The sequence below is a fragment of the Streptomyces sp. NBC_00344 genome (assembly GCF_036088315.1).
GTDB lineage: Bacteria > Actinomycetota > Actinomycetes > Streptomycetales > Streptomycetaceae > Streptomyces.
Map to the genome: position 1 here is coordinate 3976531 of NZ_CP107996.1, position 22237 is coordinate 3998767.

The following is a 22237-nucleotide window of genomic DNA, read 5'->3' on the forward strand; positions in this document are numbered from 1 at the left end:
TCTGGCTTGCTTTCTGCCTTGGTGCTCAGCAGATTGCCATCAATGCAACGCACTGCGCTGGGAAATGGCCAGAGAGTGAGCGCGCGGGGCCGGCGTATGCCGGCCCCGCGCGCTGGTGTTGCGGCTCCCGAACCGGGTCTGTGGGGACGTCGGTGCGGCGGTCTGGTGGTGCGTGGTGTCGCGGATCCGTGCCCAGTCGTGTGCGAGTGGGCTCAGTGTGCCGCCACACGGGCCATGGACCCGTGCTGCGACTGCATCGGAACACTGCTGCCCGGTGCGGGTGCTGCTCGTCGCGGCTGTGCGCCCGCGCCGTTCTGGACGTCCATCACGGCGTGTGCCACGAGGCCGCCCATGGGGTCGTGCCTGATCAGGTCCCGGAGACGGGAGCGCGATGAACGCCCCTCGTTGCCGGGGTAGAGATGCTTGCCGAGCCCCACTGCGTGAGCGAGCGCGGCGAGCGCCGCGGTCCGCGGGTCCGGAGGTACACCGGTGCGGATCGCACTGTCCAGCCGGGACCTGATGTCCCTGCTGATTGCCGTCTCCGTCGCCTGGTAGCGAGTCGTCGGCAGTACTCCGCACATCTGGCCCGCCACGGCATGCACCATGCCGCACCGCTCCAGATGAGCGAGATAAATCTGGCGCAGCCCCAGTCGGGGCCCGCCGATCCAGTGGACTGCCCGTACCGGGCTGCCGCGCCTGCGCAGCAGTTCCAGTGCGGAGTCCAGTGTCGGATCTCCTGTCGGCCGTGCCATCACCACGGCGATACGATCCCCGTCCGGGGCTATCCGTCCTGCCAGGGCCAGCTCTACTAGCTGTGCTCCGGCCAGGCCGAGGTCGAGCGACTGCGGCTGCGCTGTGGTACCCGTGGTCGGGTCCAGAGCGAGCAGTAGAAGCTCTTCCGGAATCGTTCTGCGGCTCCTGCCCATCCATGCCTCCCCGCGTGGATGAATGACAGGGTGACCCCTCTCACATTGGTCTGTCGAGAGTGCCTGGGTGATTCGTACGGGAATCGATATGTATGTCGTTCTCGTCCGGTGCGGCGGTTAAGCGCCCACACAGGACACTGGTAGATGGTTCGGACAGGCGGGATTTCCCGCGCGGCGTATCCAGGAGGCATCGGTGGCGGGCGAGTCCCCCGACAAGTCGGAGCAGCGGAAGTCGTCGGGGGCGACTCCGGGCACGAGCGATCCGCGGCTTGCGGTCTTCCAGGCGGTCCCTGATCCGGACGCGGGTTCGGTGTCCGGGTCGCAGTCCGGTGATGCGCGGCTGCGGGCCGCGGTGGCGGCCTGGGTCGCCGGCGCGGACTCCCCGTCCGGCGAGGACGAGGCGGTCCGGGAGGTGCCCGCGACCCGGGTGCTGCCCCAGGCGTCGGCTCCGGACGAAGGCGCTGACGCACCGTCCGGCGAGGACGGCTCCCCCGCGGAGGGCGAGGGTGCCGGGGGAGGGAGCACTGCCGCCGGCGGTCCTGGCGAGGAGCCCGGAGAGACGCCGGACGCGGACGGTGAGCCCGAAGACCCGGAACCGGCCGGCGCCGTGGCCTCCGCCGATGCCGTGGACGACGGCGGAACGGATGACCCGGCGGGCAACGAGACGGACGGCGAGGCGGGCGACGGAACCGCTGACGAGGCAGCCGCTGGGAGCGCCTCGGGGGGTGCGTCCGCAGAGGACGGGGCTCCCGGTGCTTCCGACGGCCCGGAGGCCCGTACAGAGGCTCCCACCGGCTCGGACGCCGCCCCGAAGGCCGACGCCGACGACGCGTCCGACGCGCCCGCGCCCGTTTCTGACGGAGACGCGGCGGATGCCCCGGCTCGCGCCGACGATGCGGACGGCGCGGAAGCGGAGCCGGACGCCGCCGAACTCGCCGCAGGCGATGGTGCGGAAGGCGCGGACGGGGCCGACGCCGACGCCGACGCCGACGCCGACGCGGACGCTGACGCGGACGCCGGAGCCGGAGCCGAAGTCGGCTCCGACGAACCCCAGGGTTCCGGCGCGGATGCCGTACCCGATGCGGAGCCCGGACGGGACACCGAGCCGGACGCCGAGCCGGCGGCCGGCCCCGACGCGGCGCGCGGCTCCGATGCGGAGCCCGACGCCGACGACGCCGGTGCCGAATCGGCCCGTGACGAGGACGAGTCAGCCGACAGGCCCGCGCCGGACACCGGTGCGGCGGCCGGCGGCAGCACCACGCCCGACAGCGACGGCGACAGCGGCAGTGACAGCGACGACGGTGACGGCGCCGATTCCGTAGCAGATGCAACGGCAATGGAGGGGGCCCCGGGTGCCACCGCTGTCGACCAGCCAACCGGCGTCTTCCGGATGCCCAAGAAGCCGCTGATCGACCAGCCCACCACCGCGCTGAAGCGCAGCACCTTCGTCCCGCTGCGCCCCGACGACGTGCCGGCCGAGCGGAAGAAGCCCGCGGCCCCCTCCCCGGAGCCGGCGCAGCCCCAAGCCCCGGCGGCCAAGGCCACCGGGACCGTTCCCGCGCAGCCCGACATCGTGGAGCGGACCCGGCAGCAGCCGCTGCCGCCCAAACCGCCGCTCGACCTGCTGGCCGAGCTGACCAACACGCCGCCGCCGCCGCAGACCCCCGTGCGCACAGTGGTGCGCCGGTTCAAGATCTGGACGCCGCTGGTGCTGCTGCTGGCGGTCGTCTTCGCTATCGCGCAGGCCGTACGGCCGCTGCCGTCCCCGACGCTCGGGCTCACCGCCGCGCCCACGTACACCTTCAAGGGCGGTGCGCTGAACCTGCCGTGGCCCGACGAGGGGCAGTCAGCCGTGGAGGTCGACGGGGTCGGCAGCCTCGGCACACACGGGAACGTGAAGCCCTCGCCGACCGCGAGCATGGCCAAGGTGATGACGGCGTACGTGGTGCTCCACGACCACCCCCTCACCGGCAAGCAGACCGGACCGAGGATCACCGTCGACAAGACGGCGGGGGACGAGGCCAACTCCGCCGACGAGTCGACGGCGCCGATCAAGGAGGGGCAGAAGTACACCGAGAAGCAGATGCTCGAACTGCTGATGATCCCCTCCGGCAACAACGCGGCCCGGCTGCTGTCCCGCTGGGACGGACCGACCAAGGACTTCGTCAAGAAGATGAATGACGCGGCGGCCGGACTCGGCATGAAGAACACGACCTACACCGATCCCAGCGGTCTCACCGCGACCACCGTGAGCACCGCCACCGACCAGCTGAAGCTGGCCAAGGCGGTCATGCGCAACGACGTGTTCCGGGAGATCGTCAACACCCCGCAGATCGACGTCCCGGGTATCCCGAACACGATCTACAACAACAACAAGCTGCTGCTCCGGCCGGGTGTGAGCGGCGTCAAGACCGGTTCGTCCACGCCGGCCGGCGGGAATCTGCTCTGGGCCGCCGACACCGTCGTCGACGGCACGTCGCGCCGGATCGTCGGTGTGGTGATGGGCCAGACGACCGGCACCACCCTCGACTCCAAGCTGCAGCGCGCCATGGACAACAGCTACAAGCTGATCCAGGCCGCCCAGCAGGACGTCACATCGGCCACCGTCGTGAAAAAGGGCGAGGTCGTCGGCTATGTGGACGACGGGCTCGGCGGGAAGACCCCGGTGGTCGCCACCAAGAACCTCAAGGCGATCGGCTGGCCGGGCCTGAAGGCCGAACTCAGCATCGGTGACGCGGGCAGCGCGGTGCCGCACTCCGCGAAGGCCGGCACGGTGGTGGGCGAAGTGACCGTGGGCTCCGGCCCGGGCAAGGTGACCGCGCCCGTCGCTCTCCAGAAGGACCTGGCGGAGCCGGGATTCGGGGCCAAGCTCACCCGGGTGGGCTAGGGGCGCCGTTCGGCCGCCGCCCCGCGTGGACGGGTGGTACGCCCCCACGCGGGCGGCGGCGGCGACCCATTTCGTGCGTGTTAACGTCGCTGGGCAACTCCGGGCGCAGGGACGGCGTCCTGCCTCCCAGGAGAGCGAGTCTTGGTGACCACTGCAGAGCCGACGCGTGAAGAAGACAGGAGCGGCCCCCGCGCCGGGGGCCGCATAGACCTGCCGTCGGACGACCGCCCGCCCGTCCGCCCAGGGGCTGCGGCTGGCTGGGCATGGGCGAAACGGCACCCCGTCACCTCCGCGACCGCCGTTGCCGCCGTGGCGCACATCGTCTGGTTCTGCTTCTTCGCCAACAGCGGCGGCGACCTGGCCGCGCAGGACGCCTGGACGGAGTTCGTCGGCCGGCATCCGGCCTCCGCCTACAACCTCGCCTGGTACGGCGGCACACACCCCGTCTCGTACAGCGTGGTGTCGCCGTATCTGATGTCGGTGCTCGGCGTCCGGACCACGATGATGATGGCCGGTACGGTCTCGGCCGCGCTGACCGCGCTGATCCTGGTCCGGGTGCGCGCCGTCCGTAATCCGCTGGCCTGCGCGCTCGCCGCGGACTTCGCGTTCCTCTGCAACGCGCTGTCCGGCCGGGTGACGTTCGGCCTGGGGACGGTGTTCGCGCTGGGCGCGGTCGCCGCGGTGTTCTGCTGGCCCCGGAAGTGGCGCGAGCGGCGCTGGGCCAAGGCTGCGGTCGCCGCCCCGCTCGCCGGTCTGGCGACCGCGAGCAGCCCGGTGGCCGGGCTCTTCCTCGGGGTGATCGCCACCGCGCTCTTCCTCAACAAGCGGCGCCCCGGGGCGTATGCGCTGGGGCTCCCGCCGGCAGTCGTGGTCGCGCTCTCCGCCTGGCTCTTCCCCTTCTCCGGCACCCAGCCGATGTCGGTGGCCACGACCTCACTGCCGTTGCTGTACGGCGTATTCGTCCTGCTCCTGGTCCCCAAGGACTGGCGGACCGTCCGTACCGCCGCGCTGGTCTACTCCGTCGGCGTCCTGCTGACCTGGCTGGTCAACTCGCAGATCGGCTCGAACGTCTCCCGCCTGCCGATGCTCTTCGCCGGGGTGCTGCTGCTGGCGGCACTCCCGTACACGGTGCCGCGCTCGCGCAAGTGGTACGCCCTGGTGATCGTTTTCATCGGCCTCAACACCTGGATCGGCGTCAAGAGCGTCGACGACGTGGTGCGCACCGCTCCCGCCGCCTCCTGGACCCGCGAACTCGCCCCGCTGGTGAACGAGCTGGAACAGGTCGGTGCGGAGAAGGGCAGGGTCGAGGTCGTACCGGCCAGCAGCCACCGGGAGGCATCGGCCCTGGCCCCGTATGTGAACCTCGCGCGCGGCTGGCTCCGCCAGGCCGACATGGAGCGCAACCCGATCTTCTACGACGACACCCTGGACGCCGACAACTACCGGACCTGGCTCGGCCGCTGGGCCGTGCGGTACGTCGTGCTGCCGACCGGTACGCCGGACTCGTCGGGCGGCACCCAGGAGGAGAAGCTGATCCAGGACGGACAGCCGTATCTGAAGCGGATCTGGGGCGACGCCAACTGGCAGCTCTTCGCGGTCGACGCCCCCACCCCGATGGCCGAACCGCCGGCAACGGTGGAACGCGCCGAAGAGGGCGAGCTGACCATCAGGCTGAAGGCGTCGGGCCGGGTGCTGATCCGTATCCCGTACTCGCCCTGGCTCGCCCTGGTGGACGGCGAAGGCAGGAGCCTGCCGCGTCCGCAGGAGACGGAAGCGTCCCGGGCACGGGAGGACGGGCAGCCGAGGACCTTCGCCAACGTTCACGGCTGCCTGGTCAAGATGGAGAAGGACGCGGACGGCGACGAGTGGACGGAGCTCGTCGCCCCGCGGGCCGGCGTCTACCATCTGGCGTCGCCCTACCACCTGCCGCGCGGTACGCCGTGCCCGGCGGAACTTCAGGACACGGTTCCGGCGGGCGGCTGACAAGGGGCCGCCGGCGGGACGGGGCCGGGCGGCCCGCCGGACAGTCAGCCGGAGCCGGAGCCGGAGCCGTCGGTCCGGTCGTTCAGCCACTTCCGGCCGACGGCGACATGGGCGAGAGCCCGGGGCGAGTCGCGCAGCAGCTCCGAAAGGGCTGCCAGCACCGTTTCGAGGCAGTCCGGCCGCGAGGAGCGGGCGGCGAGGAACTCCCGGAGAAATCCGAGGCAGCCGGTGAGGACGCGTGAGTCGTCGACGAAGACCCCGGCGGCGAGGGAGTCCGTCAGGTAGCCCACCTGCTCGACGACATCCTCGAACCGCGGATCGGAGGGGTCGTCGTCGTGGACGGGCAGCCGCAGCCGCTCCAGCACACCCCGTAGCAGCTCGGGGCGCTGCTGCGTGAGCCACGCGTACGCCTCGGTGGAAGGGTGGTCCGGCGTCGGACCGCTCGCCGGGACCGGCGGCCACTGGCTGCGCAGCACATCCACGGCGGCCCGGGCACCGGGTGCGTACAGGTCCGCGCCCAGGGTGTACGCCCAGACACCGCCCGGGCCGAAGCCGGGCCCGCCGGCCAGGACCGGGACATCGGCCGTCCGGCATGCCTCGAACAACCGGCTGGCCGACGGCAGCCGGACCGGCAGGGTGCACGACAGGGCGGCCAGATCCGGACCGTTCGCGTGCAGATCGGCGATCAGCCGGGCCGGCCGGACATGACCGCCGAGGAACCGCACACGGAAACCGTGCAGCCGCAGGACCTCCGAGAGGATGCGCGGGGCCAGCGTGTGCCACTCACCGTCGCTGCAGGCGACCACGATGTCGCCCCCGGTCGCGGCGTCCTCCGGCGGACGGGCAGCCGTGGCGACGGCGTCGACCACCTGCTGGCTGATGTGGGTGGCGGCGTGTTCCCTGGCCACCGTCCATTCACCGGCCGCCCACCGGGACCCCACCGTGACCTGCGCGGGGGCGACCAGATCGAGCAGCACCTCCTCCGCGCCCGTGCCCTCCTCCAGCAGGCGCACGCCCAGCGCGACGGCGCCCTTGGCGTCCGCCCGGGTCAGGTACTGGTCGAACGCGGTCCGCGCCTCGTCGGTGATCTTCGTTCCGGCACCGCTCATCGGACTTCCCTCCCGCCGTCGCGGACCGGCGCCTGGACCGCCAGTACGGTGATGTCGTCGTGGCCACGGCCCCCGAGCCACCCCGTGGTGAGAAGCTCCACCCGTTCGGTCACCGCCCCGGCCGGCATCCCGCGGCAGGTGGCCAGGTCGCGGACGAGCCGCTCATCTCCGTACATCGTGTTCCCGGCCGGGCCGCCGCGCGCCTCGGTCACTCCGTCGCTGTAGAGCAGCATCAGTTCACCCGGCTCGAGACGGAACTCCGTCAGACCGAATTCCGCTTCCGGCAGGATGCCGACCAGGGTGCCCTCGACCGGCACGGTCTCCACGCGGCCGTCGCCGCGCAGCACCAGCGGCGGGAGGTGGCCGCCGCCCGCCGCCCGAACGGTCAGGCCCCCGCCCGGAGCCGGCAGGACCGAACCGGTCAGCAGTGTCGTGAAGCGGCTCGCGCTGGTGAGCAGAGCCCGGTTGAGCAGGCCCAGGGTCCGCAGCGGATCGGACTCCACGAGAGCCAGGGTCCGCAGGCTCTGCCGCACCTGGCCGGCCAGCAGCGCCGCTTCCGCGCCCTTGCCGCACACATCCCCGAAGAAGAACGTCACACCCCCGTCCCGCTCCGCGGCGACGTGGTAGAAGTCGCCGCTCATGCGCAGGGCCTCGGCGGCAGGACGGTAGGCAGCTCCGAGCACGATGCCATCGACGTCGGGCAGCGGGGCGGGGGCCAGGTCCTCCTGGACGACGGCGGTGGTGCGGGCCTGCTGCGAGTACAGGGCGGAAGCGCCGATCGCGGGCCCGGCCTTCGCGGCCAGCTGTTCGCCGAGCTCGATGTCCGCCTCGTCGAAGCCCTGCCGGCCCGGTCCTCGTACCAGGACGAGCACCCCGACGGGAACTCCGTTTCCGGAGAGCGGGATCACCAGCCCCTCGCAGTCCGGACCCTGCGGCAGCAGGGCTGCCACATCTCCCAGCTCGCCGAGAGCACGGACAACCGGCCGGCGTTGCCGGCCTCCCAGCGCGTCCGCGACCCACGGAGCGCCCTGCAGTGCCGCGACCGGCATCTCCCCCGAATCGGCCCCCGCACCCTGCCCGGCCCGGTGCCAGGTGGCCCGGTGCCCCGGCACGGGCAGTACGGCCACCGCCGCATCCGCCAGCACCGGAAGCGGTGCCTGCACCAGGGCGCGCACCGTGCGGCCGTGGTGCAGCGAGCTGCTCAGCCGTACGCCGGCCTGCTCGAGGAAGTCGGAGCGGCCCCGTCCGGCAGGCGGCGGCTGCTCATCCCGCCGGACAGGGCTGTCGCGGCGTACCAGCCAGACGGCATAGCCGTTCCACCGGCGTCTGTGTCCGGACAGTCTGCGGCCGGCGACCACGCATGCGAACCGTTCCGCGCCCCGAGCCGCCGCCGACGCCATGGGCTCAACCAGCGGCCCTCCCGTGCGCAGCTGTGGGAACACCGCTGCCGCGGGACCGTTGAACCCGTGCACCACACCCGACTCGTCGCACATCACCACCGCCTGATCCACCAGATCGAGCAGCCCGTGCGGCCCTTCGGCGCTGGACCACTGTGCCGCGCCCGCCGTCCACGGTGGTGTGCGCCCGCCCCAGGCCGACGGAGACGGGAGCGATGAGGCACCCCTGATTTCGCCGTCCGTCATCGGCACCGGCTCTCGTCGGCACCTGCCCAGGACAGGCGGGGGCGCCCGGAACCGCAGCTCGCTGCGAATGGAGCCATGGGACGACCACCGCCTTCACCCCGTCGTTATCTCCCCTTATGCCCATCTTGTCGATCTGGTCACAACGGTACGCGGGAGGCGAGAGGGGGGCGTCCGGTCGCGGGGGAGTGCCCAAGGGTTGGGTGGCATTCCTTCTGCTCTGCCTGCCTCTGTTCCTGAACGGCGGCACCCGTCATCAGGCGCCACGCCTGATCGCGGGCCAGGCCCTGATCGCGGAGACCACCATGGCGGTGAACACCACCGCCCAGGCCGCGGCGGCGACCCAGATCTCCCCGCTTCCCATCGTGGTCAGCCACGATGTCCCGGTCGTCCGTCCCAGTTCGTGGGTGGTGACCGCGTACATACCGATCGGGAAGACCAGATTCCACCAGCCCAGCTCGTAGCGCAGCGGAATCCGGCGCAGCACGTGCCGCCATACCCCCAGAGCAAGCAGCAGGGGAATCAACCAGCTGGAAAACGACCACAGGACGATGGACAACCCTGCGATGACCGAACGCGACACCAGCAGGTTTCCCAGAGGCAGGTCGAGCAGCCTCGCCCCGGCGAGCACGCTGATCGCCGCCGCCCCCATGAAGATCCAGGCCGACGTCATGAGGTCCCCCGGCGCTACCGGCCGCACCAGGAGCCTGGCCAGCACGATCCCGGCGGTCAACAGGTACAGGATCAATCCGACGGCCCAGCAGACCAGGGCGAGTACCGGCAGCAGGTGGCCCGGGACCTGCCGGCTCAGAGCGGCTGCCGCGACCGCAACCGACTCGGATCCCACCGCCCAGAGGAACCAGGTGCCGTTGACCTGGTCGATCGACGGGCCTCGCCGCGCAGTGGTGATCAGCCCGAGGGGAATCCCGTAGCCCAGCAGCAGCCACCCCACCGCCCCGAACGCCAGGAACGCCCCGCTCACCGCGGTATGGCCGTCCTGCACCAGGCGAGAGGCCAGCAGATTGGAGGCGATGACGATGGTGAGGAAGGCGAACCCGCGCGGCCCGAGGAGATCCGCCATGAACCGCTGCCGCCGGCGCAGCAGCCGCCAACCGTAGGCAGGGAGCAGTACCGCGAAACCGGCAAGACTCACCACCAGAAGTGCTGCGGAGGCGGTGCCGGCGCCGTTGATGTCCAGGGCGGTGGACACGATGCCCGTGCCCATGACGAACGAGAACGCCGCCGCGTTGAGGCCCGCCACCCTGGAGGTAACAGCCGCCCGGTACACCTGCTTGCCCATGAAGCACCTTTCGCGGAGAGGCGACCGGGCCGTTCAGCCGACAGGTCGCCAACCGTGGGGCGGGGCGCTCGCGCCGGGTTCGGACGGCTGCCTGGGATGCGTGGCGGGGCGCTCACTCCGGCTTCGGCCCGCTGCCGGGAACGCTGATTCCGGCCGGCCACGGCGCTGCGCGTCAGCAGCGTGCATCACCGCACAACCGCCCCGGGGCACGCCCATTTTATCGGACAACGGCTTGGCCGGCTCGGTGCTGAGTGGCCCCCGCCACCGTGACCACCTGATGAGGAGGGCTGCGGGGGACGACCGCGACCCGGGCCCGGCGCCGCCGTCGACCCATGCCGCAGGCCACCGGCCGCGGATCACTGCCGCAGACCGCTGAAGCCGTCGCTGGTCAGAGGACGCCGGTCAAACCCTCGATCGCCGCCCGGGCCCACTCCTGGGCTCCCGCCGCCGTACCGGCCACCGCTCCGGTCGCGACCGGAGCCAGCGCTCCTCGCAGCATGGCAAGTGCGCTGCGGAGCCTGCCGCCCTCAGAGGGGCCTGGCCGGGCGATCGTCGCCAGCACTTCCCGGGCCGCGGACTCCGCGTCCTCCCGGTCCGGATCGGTGAGGCCGGCCCGGGGAAGCTCTCGGAGCAGGTTGGTGACCAGCGCGGCGAGTTCCTCGAAGCCCGGGGCAACAGTGCTGTTGTTCTGCTGGTTCTGGGTGACCGTCTCGTTGTTCCAGGCGAACTGGGCGCCCGAGACCCCGCCGTTGAACACCGGCCCGCCGTTGTCGTTGAGGTGCTGCGGATCGTTCATGCGTGGGAACCGTCCTCGTTGGCCTGCTGCTGGATGGCGTTGATGTTGTTCCACGCCAGCTGAATGCCCTGGACCGGGGCGTTGAAGACCGGCCCGTCGTAGTTGTTGACGATCGTCGGCGGACTCGCGATCGGCTGGGTGATCTTTTCGACGACCGGCAGCGACGTGCGGAGCGAGCCGAGGTCGACGCGGCCGTTGTGCTGTACGGCCACGCCCTGCGTTCCGGTCACGGTGCAGTCCACCAGCCGGCCGCTGCTCGTGCCGTCGAAGTGCGCGCCACCGGCCGCGCAGTCGACGAACCCGCTGTTCACGACATCGAGGCGGGCGGAGTCCGTCCCGTACAGGCCGAAGGCCTCCGAGCCGTTCACGGTGAGGTTCCGCGCGACGAGCCTCGACCTGCCGAACCCGATGACTCCTCCTGCGCTCACCGCGCTGACCTCGCAGTCGTGCACGAACAGCTGAGCGTCGTCGCCCACACCGAAGCCCAGCGGCCCGCGCTCCGCCACCACGCTCCTGAGCGTGACCCGGGACTGGCCGAGGACCTCCACCGCGGACATGCCGAAGTCGTGGAAGCGCGAGTCGGTCACGTCGGCCGTGGTGCCTCCGTTCCCGCGGGTCTCCAGGATCGAGGGGCAGCCCGCCACACGGACGTGCTCGAACACGGCCTTGCCCTCGTCGCGGACCCGCAGTGCGACGCTCGTCAGATCACTGATCTCGACCCGGGTGAAGCGGCCTCTGGCGGCATCGGTAACGGCGATGCCGACGTTGCCTCCCGAGATGCGGCAGCCGTCAACCGCGGGGGCTCCGCCTTTGGTCGAGAACACCGCGACGTTGCCCGCGGCGTTGACCTCGCAGTCCTCGAACCTGCCACGGCCCGAGGTCTGGATGTTGATGCCGGTGTCGCGGCACTCGGTGAACACGCAGGTGCGCACCACCGGGTCGGCGCCGCTCGCCACCGCGATCCCGTGCTGCGCATCGGAAACCCGCGTGCCGGCCACAGAGCCCCGGGACTGCTCGACGAACATGATCGCCTCTGCGTGCACGGCGTTGATCGTGCAGCCGGTCACGGTGAGTTCCGCCTGGGAGTCCGCCATGATGGCCGCCCTGCCGGTGCCGGTCAGCTCGCACCCGGTGACCTGGGCGCGCGCACCGCTGACCCGCACGCCGTGGATCATGCTGCCCCCGATCCGGCTGTCCCGCACCGAGACGTGGGCGCCTTCGATCACCGCGATCGCGTTGTCGGCGGCGTCGGCGAACCGGCACCGTTCGACGAGCCCGCCGGACCCGCTGAAGAGGGCTCTGCCATGCAGGATCGTGCTGTCCCGCAAGGTCACCGAGGTGTTCGGCCTCGCGTGCACGCTGACCCCGTTGTGCGCCCGGATCTCCGCGTGCTCAAGCGTGAGCGTTCCGGCATGGCAGCCGACGACGTCGGCGTCGCGGCCGATCAGCACGAGGCCGTGCACACGAACGGACCCGAGGGTGTCGAGGACGGCGCCGCGGGGCCGGCTCACCACCACGGAGCCCGGATCGCCGAGCGCGGCCAACTGGACCTCGCCGTGAACGGTGAGGGCTTCCTCGTAGCGGCCGGGCGCGATCTCGATCAGCGCCGCTCGGCCCCTTCCGGCGGCGGCAGCGAGCGCGGACGTGATGTCGGGGTGAGCGCGACGGCCACCGTGCGGCGAGACCAGATACCTCGCGACCATTCCCGCCCCCCCCACGCGCGGCCGACTGGAACAGCCGATATTACCCGTAGAGTTGGGGACGGCCAGGCTGTTCAGAGGCAGTCGTGCCAGGACCGGTCGGCTGCCTCGGCTGTCGCGACGTCGGTGAGCCGGCAGGAGACCACCAGGCATTCCGGGACCGGCCCTTCGTCCTGGACGGGTGCGAGGCGCTCTGCGCGGGCTCGGTTGACCATCACCGGTCCGGAATCATCAACTGCCCTGCCTGCGACGGAGTTTGACGTGTCGGGATCGTCGCCGTGGAACTAGAATGAGACGGTGACCTCTCTGCCGCAAGACCCTCCGTCGCGAATCAGCGAAGACGCTCGCGACACGGCCGTGCGGCGCCTGCAGGAGGCGTACGCCGAAGGGCACATCTCACACGAGGAGATGGACGAAGGACTCGGCGAGGTGCTCACCGCCACGACGCGCAGCGAGCTCGTGCCGGTCCTGGCCTCGCTTCCGGAGGAGAACGCGGGCAGTACGTCCACGATCGCCGCCGCCGGCGGACGGATCCGACGGCGCGGCACATGGCGGGTTCCGCGGATGCTCAAGGTCGAGTCCGCATTCGGAAAGGTGTACCTCGACCTGTCCCAGGCCGTTTTCGAGCATCCGGTCGTCGACATCGAGCTGCAGCTCGGCACCGGCAAGGCCAGGATCACGGTGCCTCGCGACGCGATCGTCGACGCCGAGGCCCTGCACACCGGGTGGAAGGACTCGCGCTACAGGAGTCGCCGGCGCTCAGGCCCCGGCGGGCCGACGATCCGGATCTCCGGGGCCATGGGGTTCGGGCGGCTGACGATCCGCCACGCACGGCGCTGAGGCCCCGTCCGGTCGCCGGATCGTCCGGCTCCGGGAGATCGGCTCGCACGTGCCGATGAAGGCGGAGGCCCGAGTGTTCGTGCAGGCGGGGAAACAACACCGTAGTGAACCGTTCGCCAACGCCGTACGCTCCCTCTGATCGATCAAAGAATCCCTGGGGGGACCTTCATGCGTACAACCATGCGCCTTGCCCTGCTCGGCACCGGCCTCGCGCTTCTCGCCACCGCGACCGGTGCCACCGCCGCCCAGGCGGAAGACGGCGGCGAGGGCAACATCACGATCGACAAGGTCGTCGTCAACGGCGGCAAACCGGTCGTGGTCGGTACCACCAACGTCGTGTCCGCGAAGGTCTCGGTGACCGCGTCGGACGATTCGGGCATCGCCGAGACCACGTACATCAGCGCCTCCGGTCCGAAGCCGAACTTCGCGCAGGTCTGGGACGACGAGATCACGTGCGTCAAGGCGAGCGCCACCACGTCGACCTGCACGGGCACGCTGACGTTCGACCCGCAGGCGTCGACCGGCTTCGTCGACAACAACGCGGCTGCCACCTGGAACCTCGGCACGCTGGTCTCGGCCAACGACTACGACTACATCTACCGGGACGCGGCCACCACGTTCAAGGTGCAGCGCTACTCGAAGCTGACGGTCAACGCTTCGCCGGAGCCGGTGAAGAAGGGCAAGACCATCACGGTCACCGGCAAGCTGTCCCGGGCCAACTGGGAGGACAACGAGTACCACGGCTACATCAGCCAGCCGGTGAAGCTGCAGTTCCGCAAGAAGGACAGCACCACCTACACCACGGTGAAGACGGTCAAGACCGACTCGACGGGCAACCTCAGGTCCACCGTCACCGCCTCCACCGACGGCTACTTCCGCTACAGCTTCGCGGGCACGGCGACGACTCCGGCGGTCAACGCGACCGGCGATTTCGTCGACGTCCAGTAGCCACGTACTGCGAGCGTCCCTGAGACCTGATGCGGCGAACGCCGCACCGACCAGGGACGCACGTCACACCACGCCTGGCCGGTCTCAACGGATGTCCTCAGGGGCGCCGTCCTCACGGGGACGGCGCCCCTGTGCGAAGGCGGTCACTCGGCACACCCCAGGAGAGACCCTCAGGTACACACGCCCCGGCAGTAACGCAGAACCGCCTGCCCTGCTCACCTGCGACAAGTGGTCTATTGCGAGCAGCTTGCGATAAGGCGAGGTGCAGGACTACGGTCAGCGTGTTTTGGCTGATATGCCGAGCTATGGAGAGGGCCTTGAGCGCCGATATAACCGCAGAACCGTCGCTGTCCGAACGCATCGGACGGTTTCGCCAATCACTCACGCGTGGCGACTGGCGTTCCCTGGGCGGGATGCTGGGATTCATCGTGCTGCTGCATGTGGTGGGGTTCGGGGTGCTGTTCGGCCTCGTCGTTCCCAAGCACTATCACCTGGGCGGTGACCACCCGGTCTTCAACGTCGGAGTGGGGGTACTCGCCTACACCTTCGGGCTGCGTCACGCCTTCGATGCCGACCACATCGCAGCCGTGGACAACACCACCAGGAAACTGCTGTCCGACAACGCCGAGCGCGAGGCGAACGGCACGCCGCGGGAGCGCAGGCCGCTCTCGGTCGGTTTCTGGTTCTCCCTCGGCCACTCGACGATCGTGTTCGCGCTGGCCTTCCTGCTGTCGGCCGGTGTGAAGGCCCTGGTGGGCCAGGTCGAGGACGACGACTCGGGCCTCCACTCGGCGACCGGGATCATCGGTGCCTCTGTCTCCGGTGTGTTCCTGTGGATCCTCGGCATCCTCAACCTCGCGGTGCTGGTGGGCATCATCAAGATCTTCCGGGAGATGCGCAACGGCCACTTCGACGAGCAGGAACTCGAGGAGCAGCTCAACAAACGCGGTCTGATGAACCGCTTCCTGAACAGCCTGACCAAGTCCGTGCGCAAGGCTTGGCACATCTACCCGATCGGTGTGCTCTTCGGCCTCGGCTTCGACACGGCGACCGAGGTGGGCCTGTTGGTGCTCGCAGGTGGCGCGGCCGCCTTCAGCCTCCCCTTCTACTCCATCCTCGTCCTGCCGATCCTGTTCGCCGCCGCCATGTGCCTCATGGACACCATCGACGGTGTCTTCATGAACGTGGCGTACGGCTGGGCCTTCGCCAAGCCCGTCCGCAAGGTCTTCTACAACATCACCATCACGTCCATCTCGGTGGCTGTCGCGCTGATCATCGGGACCATCGAGCTGATCGGCGTACTCACCGACCAGGCGAACATCACTTCCGGCCCGCTGGCCGCGATCGCGGACATCAACCTGGACTACGCCGGCTACGGCATCGTGGGCCTGTTCATCTTCTCCTGGCTGATCGCCCTCCTCGTGTGGCGCTACGGGCGGATCGAGGAGAAGTGGTCCGCGAACCTCTCGCCCCAGCCGACCGGCAGGGACTGAGGAAGCCCGGACGGCAGCGCACACAGCGGACCGGCCGTCAGGGCCCACCGCTCTTGTTGTCCAGAAGTGGATGTCAAAGGTCCCCAGCCGTGATCGGCTGGGGACCTTTCCGCTTGCGCCCCCGGCAGGCTTCGGACCTGCGACACGCGCTGACGGCGCTCGCCAAGCGGCGGACCGGTCAGATCCTGGTGAGCAGCACCCTTCGGCAAGGTCCCGGAGCACGGGACGGTTCATGGTGGGCAGGGGCGGTCACGTGCTCCACGAAACGCAGTGGCCGGCCGACGGAGGTCGGTCACGTTCACGGCGGATTTTTCGGAGTCCGGCGGTCCGGGGATGTCGAGAACGTGTCACCGGCTCCGTCCCAGGGACATCAGCGGCCACCACCGGCCGCACGAGGATGAAGGAGAAACCAGCATGGCGATTCAGCGGATGGACAACGTCGGCATCGTCGTCGAGGACATGGATGCCGCCGTCGCGTTCTTCCTGGAACTCGGTATGGAGCTGGAGGGCAGGGCGGAGGTCGAGGGCCTCTTCGCCGACCAGTGCACCGGACTCGACGGTGTTCGCTGTGACATCGCGATGGTCCGGACCCCGGACGGTCACGGCCGGCTCGAGCTGGCGAAGTACCGCAGCCCCGCGGTGATCAGCGCCGGGCCGCGCAACCGGCCGCACAACATTCTGGGCACGCACCGCGTCATGTTCGCCGTCGACGACATCGAGGACACCGTTGCCCGCCTGCGCCCGCACGGCGCCGAACTCGTCGGCGAGATCGCCCGGTTCGAGGACAGCTATCTGCTCTGCTACCTCCGCGGCCCGGAGGGCATCATCGTCGGACTGGCCGAGCAACTGCGCTGAGAAGGAGGAACCGAACCATGCAGCCGAACGGTAGCCATGGGACGGACCTCGGAGAGAGGTGGCTCGCCACCTCTGAAGTCGTTTATCAGCGTGGCGGCAGCATCCCGCGGCGAGCGGGCAGGCGCGAGCGGAGCGAGCCCTCGAACCTGTAGAGAAAGCTTCTACCAATGCCCGGAAAGACGATCTCGCGCCCATCGCGAGGCAGTTTCTCAGCGGCAACTCACCCCACTCGCTGACGTCAGGACGGGATGTCAAAAACCCCAGCCATGATCGGTTGGGGGCCTGTGCTCCCGGCGCGACGTGCCGCGCGCATGTCCCCACTGAAGCCAGGATGGACAGGTGATCCCAGTCATGCGGCGCAAGACGTCGTACGCCGCAAGGGGCAGCGTCCGGACCGGCTCTTCACGCTGAACGTCGCCCGGCACGGCCTGGATGAGAAACCGCTGACGGCACCCGCACGCACGTTCCACTTATTGCTACGTCCTGGCCGCGCCGGCGACCATCGGACCTTCGGACATCCTGTCCTCCAGGGCTACTTCAGGAGCCCAGGCCGCGGAGGCTCAGCCCCGCACCGCGCACTCCTTCTGCTTAGCCAGCCCCGCCACGATCCCGGACATCTCACCGATGACGGCGTCCTTGTCCTTGACGCGCTCCGACACCGTGACCTCGGCAGCAGGACTACGCCCGTACGACAGAACCGTCTTCACTCCGTCGTGGGTCTTCTTCGCGTTCACGACCCAGTCGACCCCCTTCACCGACGTGCACGGAGCCGACTCCGGGACGTCCGAGATATTCCCGCAGCGGAGAACCACATCACCGTCCCCCCACACGGCCGTTCCCTCCTGGCCGGAATCGTTACGCTCATGGCCCCCCAGCTTCTGCGGCGCCTTGCTCACCAGACTGGAGCACCCGGCAGTGGCACCCCCCGGAGCTCCCGACACGTTGTAGGAACGCGAGGATGTCCCGCACGCCGCAAGAGCGGCAGCACACACAGCGATCACACCAGCCTTTGCCAGACGTCGGCCAGAGCTCATCTCCATGAGTAATCCCTTGTCTAGGTAACGCGGTCATGGGCCTTCTTTGGTGAAGGCCACACGGCAGGAGACGGTACGCGGCGCTCTCGTACGGAGCGCCGGCGATGCGGGTGACCGGGGTCGGTCCTTCACCATGGACGTCTACACGCACGTCGAGCAGGACACTCAGCGCGAGGCGATCAGCCACATGGATCGGTGCTCAAATAGCGCCTGGGATTGTCCCTGACCGTCGCCTTTGATGTCAGCTGTAGATGGCAAAGACCCCCAGCCACGATCGGCTGGGGGTCTTTTTCCTTGTGCCCCCGGAAGGATTCGAACCTGCGACACCCGCTTTAGGAGAGAGGCGGGGCTGTACGGCAGGTGACCTGCGGCTTCGCTGGTCGAGCTAGCGGGCACGGATGCACCTGCTAGCCACCCTTGTTGACCGCTGCTGACCCCTGCTTCTGGCACGGCTGTGGCACGGCGGCCTCTTCGTCCCGAAGCTGCCGAGACCTGTTCATCAGCCCGGCAGGCAGGAGCGGAATCGGTGGAGCAGTTCAAGTGCGTCAGGGCTCTCTGCGTCGAAGGTCTGGCCTTGTTGTTCGAGAGGAAGACCCGGCCCCCAGATACGGGCACCGTGACAGCGGAAGCAGAAGGCGATCTCAAAGAGCTGATCGGTGGAGCTGTGCGCCCGGATTCCCCAGCCTGGGAGAAAGCAGCGGTACGGCTCACTTCCTGGTAGGTCGGCGATCAGGGACAGGGCCTGCTGGGCTTGGTCTCCCTCCCAGATCGCGGCAGTGTCTCCGGCTAGGTTCTCCGAACTGAGGTGCCTGACGGGGTCGGTGATGCGGACGACCTCGATGAGCTCAGTCTTCCCATGGGTTAGCGGCAGCAGCATGCTCCCAGACTCTCCGATCGTGACTTCGCTGACCAGGGACGGCCGCGGGCGCCGAGGCGGCTGGTACGGCGATGGCGGCGCCAGCGTTGGATGTCAGCGGAACAGCTCGGGCATCGGGCAGGCCTCCAACGGCTCCTCCGGCCGGTCGGCCCAGCGGTCCTCGCTCGCGTGTCCCTGGGCAAGTCCCCGGCCCCGGCGACCTCGCCCTCCACGGCCTGACCACTCCCCGCCCCACGGTCGGCGCGACCGCCTTCGCGCCAAGTCCCTACCCCTGCCTTGTCACAAGGAGGACGTCATGACCGCTCGGAAGACCATCCGCAAGCGCACGCCGAAGTGCCCTGCGTGCAAGGGCACCGGGGGAGTCGCCGTCAGTGAAGCGGTATTCCGGTACCGACTCACTCCGCCAAGCTCGCTGACTGGCTGCCGTACTGGCTGGACAACGTGATCAAACCGCGCCGCAAGCTCAGCACGTACGACAAGTACGAGGCGCACGTACGCCTCTACCTCGTGCCGATGATCGGGACCAAGCGGCTCGAATCGCTGGGCGTCGCTGATGTACGGCGCTTCCTGGTGCCGCTGGAGAAGAAGACCACCGCAGCTACGGCCAAAGGGTCGCATCGGGTACTCCGCACGTCTCTGACGGCTGCCTGCCGTGAGGAACTGATCAGCCGGAACGTGGCCAGCCTCGTTGAGCCTCCGCGTGCCAAGTCCCGTGAGCTGAACCCCTGGACGCTTGAGGAGACGCTCGATTTCCTCGCCGCCGCCCGGACGGATCCGCTCTATGCGGCCTTCGTCCTCGCCATCACCATGGGCCTGCGCCGGGGTGAGATCGTCGGACTCCGATGGACTGACCTGGACCTTGAGCACCGCGTTCCCTACGTCCGCCAGCAGACCCAACGGCGACGTGGCGTCCTCTACGACGACGATCCCCAGAGACGCCGTCGCCGGGCCGTCCCGCTGTCCGCCATGTGCGTTGCTCCGCTGCGCTGGCCCCGGATGCGGCAGATGGAGGCGAAAAGGCGAGCGGGGAGAGGTGGCAGGAGAGTGGACACGTCTTCGCCACCCGCACCGGCCACGCCGTCGAGCCGCGCAACGTCTACCGCTCCTTCACCCGCATCGCGGAATCCGCCGGCCTCCGTGTCATCCGGCTGCACGACGCACGGCACGGCTGCGCGACCATTCTCACCGCGGCCGGGGTGGCGCCTCGCGTCGTGATGGAGATCCTGGGACACAGGCCAGATCAGCATCACCATGGACGTGTACACGCCCGTGGTGCAGGACACCCAGCGCGAAGCCATCAGCCACATGGACCGGCTGCTCACGAGGCGTCCTCGGTCGTGAGTGACCATGCCCGTTGATGTCAGCCGTAGATGGCAAAGACCCCCAGCCACGATCGGCTGGGGGTCTTTTCGCTTGTGCCCCCGGCAGGATTCGAACCTGCGACACCCGCTTTAGGAGAGCGGTGCTCTATCCCCTGAGCTACGAAGGCGGGATCTGTTTGTCCGGCGCGCAACCTCAGGGGTTGCCGCCGGAAACAGTGTAGCGGGTGGGCTGGTGGCCAGGCCGGGAGTATGCGGTGGCGGGCGCGGGAGCGATTCCCGGCCGCCGACTTCGCGCTCAGGCCCGGGTGCCGGTCGGCTACCCGGGCCTGGTGGCCGGTGGCCCGGCCGGAGATCAGTCCTCGACCAGCATCCCGGTGCGCAGCCGCTGCAGAATGCGGGCCAGCAGGCGCGAGACGTGCATCTGGGAGATGCCGAGCTGCTCGCCGATCTGGGACTGGGTCAGCTCCTCGCCGAAGCGCATCTCCACGATCCGGCGTTCACGGGCGTCGAGCTGCTCGATCAGTGGGGCCAGGGCGTGCAGGTCCTCGACGGTCTCCATCGCCGGGTCGGGCTCACCCAGCACGTCGGCGAAGGTGCGGCCGCTCTTCGGTGACTGGCTGTCGCCCGAGTCGCTCGGCATGTCCAGGGAGCCGGCCGTGTAGCCGTTGCTCGCGACGATGCCCTCGATGATCTCGTCCTCGGTCAGCTTCAGGTGCTCCGCGAGCTCGGAAACCGTCGGGTCGCGGTCCAGGACGACCGCCAGGTGCTCCTTGCCCTTGGCGATCTCCACCCGCAGTTCCTGAAGCCTGCGGGGAACGTGAACGGCCCAGCTGGTGTCACGGAAGAATCGCTTGATCTCACCGACGATGTACGGAATGGCGAACGTGGTGAATTCGACTTCCCGGGAGAGATCGAAACGGTCGATGGCCTTGATGAGGCCGATGGTGCCGACCTGGATGATGTCTTCCATCTCGCCGGTGCCACGGTGGCGGAAGCGGTTTGCCGCGAACCGGACCAGCGAAAGGTTCATCTCGATAAGGGTGTTTCGCGCGTACTGGTATTCATGCGTGCCCTCTTCGAGGACCTGCAGCTGATCGAAGAAGGTCTTGGAGAGGGCCCGAGCGTCCTTGGGGGCGATCTTGCCGGCGTCCTCGATCCAGGGAAGTCCGTCCGTCTCCGGCAGCGTTGACGTCCCGGACGCCGTCGAAGCAGGTCCCGACTCGACCGTCGCAGTAGGCGCGGACATCGACATCATGGTGTTCAGCCTCCCCAAGTACGGACCCCGTTCAGATCGGCTCCTGCCCCGGCCTTCCGCCTTCAATCCTGACGGAATGAAAGTGGGGTATTATCCCACGTTCTGTCATGGTTCATCCCATGCGATCCGCGTAGTCGGCGCCTCGTGGTGCGGCTACCAGCGATACCAGCGGCCCTTGCGGCCCGGGCCTCCCGCCGGGTGAATCACGAAGCCCAGCAGCCACGCGACGAGCACCAGGACGGCTATCCACCACAGGGCCTTCAGCGCGAAACCGGCGCCGAAAAGAATCAGAGCGAGGAGCAGAACGAGAAGAACAGGACCCATGGGAATCTTCCTCCGCTCGACCAGGTGTCCGGCAGGTGTCCGGCCGAAATTCCGGGTGCCCCGGCTTTTGCGGATCATGCGCCGGATCATCGTGCGGGTGAATGGTCGGTTCCGGGTGGTGGACCGGCCTTCACCGGGTAGGCGTCCGGGCGATAGGGAAAGTAAATTACTCCGGATCCACGGGGGCGATTCACATGCGCGACGAGTTCGATCACCAGGAAATCTGGGAAGGCCGGGACGGCGGAGTTCTGGAAAGGACGCCTTCCGTCGACTGGACCTGTCGCCCGGTACTGGCGGCGGAAGCGAGGGACGCGGTGGCCGGGTTTGTCGCGGAGCTGTCCCCTGCCCCGCCCGCGCACACCGTCCAGAACCTGGTGCTGCTGGTCTCGGAGCTCGTCACCAATGCGCTGCGGCACGCGGGCGGGGTGACCCTGATGCGGCTCAGTGCGGGGCGGCGGACCCTCGAGGTGGCCGTCGCCGATCTCAGCCCCGTCCAGCCGCAGGACCGTACCCCCGATCTGACCGGACGTACCGGCGGCTTCGGCTGGCCCATGGTGCAGCGGCTCGCCCGTACGGTCGCCGTGCGGGCCGGGGCGGACGGCGGCAAGGTCGTGCTGGCGACGCTCAGCCGGTGATCCGGACCGGCCGATGAGTCCGGAATCGGAATCTTGACCCGGGTGGAGCGGGAGGCATAGCGTCCAAAGGGACTGAGCAAGCGCTTAGAAAGGGTCTCCAGTGCCGCAGACCGATCCCTCCAGCACCGGGGGCCCCTCCGGTATCGCTGATCCCTCCGGTATCCGCGAACCCTCCAGTACCGGCGATCCTGCCGGCACCAGTGGTGACTTCCGCACCAGTGGTGACTCCGGCACCAGCCATCTCTCCGGCAGCGCCGGCCTCGCCGGCAGGACCGAGCCCTCTGGCGTCGAGGCCGTTCTCTGTGCCCCCGGT

The 22237-nt window shown here is 69.3% G+C and carries 18 protein-coding genes, 1 tRNA gene and 1 pseudogene; 8 read left to right on the forward strand and 12 right to left on the reverse strand.

Going from position 1 to position 22237, the window contains the following annotated elements; all coding sequences use genetic code 11:
• Positions 1-212 precede the first annotated feature (212 nt).
• Positions 213-926, reverse strand: a complete 714-nt coding sequence (locus tag OHS16_RS17975) for a GOLPH3/VPS74 family protein (RefSeq protein ID WP_328538226.1) — start codon at positions 924-926, stop codon at positions 213-215.
• 193 nt (positions 927-1119) lie between these two features.
• On the opposite strand from OHS16_RS17975, the gene OHS16_RS17980 reads away from it, so the two are divergent.
• On the forward strand, positions 1120-3813 hold the full coding sequence (locus tag OHS16_RS17980) for a serine hydrolase (RefSeq protein ID WP_328538227.1): 2694 nt from the start codon (positions 1120-1122) through the stop codon (positions 3811-3813).
• A gap of 210 nt (positions 3814-4023) precedes the next feature.
• Complete coding sequence (locus OHS16_RS17985) at positions 4024-5796, forward strand: MFS transporter (protein WP_443042777.1); 1773 nt, start codon at positions 4024-4026, stop codon at positions 5794-5796.
• Positions 5797-5840: 44 nt separating this feature from the next.
• Here OHS16_RS17985 and OHS16_RS17990 read toward each other — a convergent pair whose 3' ends face one another.
• The 6 genes from OHS16_RS17990 to OHS16_RS18015 all read right to left on the reverse strand — a co-directional run bounded on the left by OHS16_RS17990 (position 5841) and on the right by OHS16_RS18015 (position 12559).
• Positions 5841-6905, reverse strand: coding sequence for a cobalamin-dependent protein (locus OHS16_RS17990; RefSeq protein WP_328538229.1), 1065 nt, complete (start codon positions 6903-6905; stop codon positions 5841-5843).
• Entirely contained in the window at positions 6902-8548 is a 1647-nt protein-coding gene (locus tag OHS16_RS17995; RefSeq protein ID WP_328538230.1) for a PP2C family protein-serine/threonine phosphatase, read from the reverse strand. Before OHS16_RS17995 ends, OHS16_RS17990 begins: the two co-directional genes overlap by 4 nt.
• Positions 8549-8801: 253 nt before the next feature.
• Entirely contained in the window at positions 8802-9845 is a 1044-nt protein-coding gene (locus OHS16_RS18000) for a tellurite resistance/C4-dicarboxylate transporter family protein (protein ID WP_328538231.1), read from the reverse strand.
• A gap of 388 nt (positions 9846-10233) precedes the next feature.
• Positions 10234-10641: a hypothetical protein gene (locus OHS16_RS18005; protein WP_328538232.1), complete on the reverse strand. Its 408-nt coding sequence runs from the start codon at positions 10639-10641 to the stop codon at positions 10234-10236.
• A complete protein-coding gene (locus tag OHS16_RS18010) occupies positions 10638-12344 on the reverse strand; it encodes a right-handed parallel beta-helix repeat-containing protein (RefSeq protein ID WP_328538233.1) in 1707 nt (568 codons plus the stop codon). Before OHS16_RS18010 ends, OHS16_RS18005 begins: the two co-directional genes overlap by 4 nt.
• 71 nt (positions 12345-12415) lie before the next feature.
• Positions 12416-12559, reverse strand: a complete 144-nt coding sequence (locus OHS16_RS18015; RefSeq protein ID WP_328538234.1) for a hypothetical protein — start codon at positions 12557-12559, stop codon at positions 12416-12418.
• 79 nt (positions 12560-12638) lie between these two features.
• Here OHS16_RS18015 and OHS16_RS18020 point away from each other — a divergent pair, with 79 nt between their 5' ends.
• The 4 genes from OHS16_RS18020 (at position 12639) to OHS16_RS18035 (ending at position 16477) form a co-directional block, all read left to right on the forward strand.
• Complete coding sequence (locus OHS16_RS18020) at positions 12639-13181, forward strand: DUF1707 SHOCT-like domain-containing protein (protein WP_328538235.1); 543 nt, start codon at positions 12639-12641, stop codon at positions 13179-13181.
• A gap of 168 nt (positions 13182-13349) precedes the next feature.
• Positions 13350-14129 (forward strand): calcium-binding protein, encoded by a 780-nt coding sequence (locus tag OHS16_RS18025; RefSeq protein ID WP_328538236.1) that lies wholly within the window; start codon positions 13350-13352, stop codon positions 14127-14129.
• 413 nt (positions 14130-14542) lie between these two features.
• On the forward strand, positions 14543-15622 hold the full coding sequence (locus tag OHS16_RS18030) for a HoxN/HupN/NixA family nickel/cobalt transporter (RefSeq protein WP_328538237.1): 1080 nt from the start codon (positions 14543-14545) through the stop codon (positions 15620-15622).
• 414 nt (positions 15623-16036) lie between these two features.
• On the forward strand, positions 16037-16477 hold the full coding sequence (locus OHS16_RS18035; protein WP_328538238.1) for a VOC family protein: 441 nt from the start codon (positions 16037-16039) through the stop codon (positions 16475-16477).
• A gap of 560 nt (positions 16478-17037) precedes the next feature.
• Here OHS16_RS18035 and OHS16_RS18040 read toward each other — a convergent pair.
• Together OHS16_RS18040 and OHS16_RS18045 are read right to left on the reverse strand one after the other, a co-directional pair.
• Positions 17038-17517: a DUF3515 family protein gene (locus tag OHS16_RS18040; RefSeq protein ID WP_328538239.1), complete on the reverse strand. Its 480-nt coding sequence runs from the start codon at positions 17515-17517 to the stop codon at positions 17038-17040.
• A 493-nt stretch (positions 17518-18010) separates the two neighbouring features.
• A complete protein-coding gene (locus tag OHS16_RS18045; RefSeq protein ID WP_328538240.1) occupies positions 18011-18388 on the reverse strand; it encodes a hypothetical protein in 378 nt (125 codons plus the stop codon).
• A 378-nt stretch (positions 18389-18766) separates the two neighbouring features.
• Here OHS16_RS18045 and OHS16_RS18050 point away from each other — a divergent pair.
• Positions 18767-19729, forward strand: a pseudogene (locus tag OHS16_RS18050) (tyrosine-type recombinase/integrase); the annotation flags it as partial.
• A gap of 75 nt (positions 19730-19804) precedes the next feature.
• Here the strand turns inward: OHS16_RS18050 and OHS16_RS18055 are convergent.
• The 3 genes from OHS16_RS18055 to OHS16_RS18065 form a co-directional block, all read right to left on the reverse strand.
• A tRNA-Arg gene (locus OHS16_RS18055) sits at positions 19805-19877 on the reverse strand.
• A gap of 185 nt (positions 19878-20062) precedes the next feature.
• A complete protein-coding gene (locus OHS16_RS18060) occupies positions 20063-20956 on the reverse strand; it encodes an RNA polymerase sigma factor SigF (protein WP_328538241.1) in 894 nt (297 codons plus the stop codon).
• A 162-nt stretch (positions 20957-21118) separates the two neighbouring features.
• Positions 21119-21289: a DUF5670 family protein gene (locus tag OHS16_RS18065; RefSeq protein ID WP_328540890.1), complete on the reverse strand. Its 171-nt coding sequence runs from the start codon at positions 21287-21289 to the stop codon at positions 21119-21121.
• 194 nt (positions 21290-21483) lie between these two features.
• Here OHS16_RS18065 and OHS16_RS18070 point away from each other — a divergent pair, with 194 nt between their 5' ends.
• A complete protein-coding gene (locus OHS16_RS18070) occupies positions 21484-21924 on the forward strand; it encodes an ATP-binding protein (RefSeq protein ID WP_328538242.1) in 441 nt (146 codons plus the stop codon).
• The last annotated feature ends 313 nt before the right edge of the window (positions 21925-22237 follow it).

Coding starts and splice junctions, on each gene's coding strand:
- OHS16_RS17975 (WP_328538226.1), bottom strand. CDS start 926: ATGGGCAGGAGCCGCAGAACGATTCCGGAAGAGCTTCTACTGCTCGCT.
- OHS16_RS17990 (WP_328538229.1), bottom strand. CDS start 6,905: ATGAGCGGTGCCGGAACGAAGATCACCGACGAGGCGCGGACCGCGTTC.
- OHS16_RS17995 (WP_328538230.1), bottom strand. CDS start 8,548: ATGACGGACGGCGAAATCAGGGGTGCCTCATCGCTCCCGTCTCCGTCG.
- OHS16_RS18000 (WP_328538231.1), bottom strand. CDS start 9,845: ATGGGCAAGCAGGTGTACCGGGCGGCTGTTACCTCCAGGGTGGCGGGC.
- OHS16_RS18005 (WP_328538232.1), bottom strand. CDS start 10,641: ATGAACGATCCGCAGCACCTCAACGACAACGGCGGGCCGGTGTTCAAC.
- OHS16_RS18010 (WP_328538233.1), bottom strand. CDS start 12,344: ATGGTCGCGAGGTATCTGGTCTCGCCGCACGGTGGCCGTCGCGCTCAC.
- OHS16_RS18025 (WP_328538236.1), top strand. CDS start 13,350: ATGCGTACAACCATGCGCCTTGCCCTGCTCGGCACCGGCCTCGCGCTT.
- OHS16_RS18030 (WP_328538237.1), top strand. CDS start 14,543: ATGCTGGGATTCATCGTGCTGCTGCATGTGGTGGGGTTCGGGGTGCTG.
- OHS16_RS18035 (WP_328538238.1), top strand. CDS start 16,037: ATGGCGATTCAGCGGATGGACAACGTCGGCATCGTCGTCGAGGACATG.
- OHS16_RS18040 (WP_328538239.1), bottom strand. CDS start 17,517: ATGGAGATGAGCTCTGGCCGACGTCTGGCAAAGGCTGGTGTGATCGCT.
- OHS16_RS18045 (WP_328538240.1), bottom strand. CDS start 18,388: ATGCTGCTGCCGCTAACCCATGGGAAGACTGAGCTCATCGAGGTCGTC.
- OHS16_RS18060 (WP_328538241.1), bottom strand. CDS start 20,956: ATGTCCGCGCCTACTGCGACGGTCGAGTCGGGACCTGCTTCGACGGCG.
- OHS16_RS18065 (WP_328540890.1), bottom strand. CDS start 21,289: ATGGGTCCTGTTCTTCTCGTTCTGCTCCTCGCTCTGATTCTTTTCGGC.
- OHS16_RS18070 (WP_328538242.1), top strand. CDS start 21,484: ATGCGCGACGAGTTCGATCACCAGGAAATCTGGGAAGGCCGGGACGGC.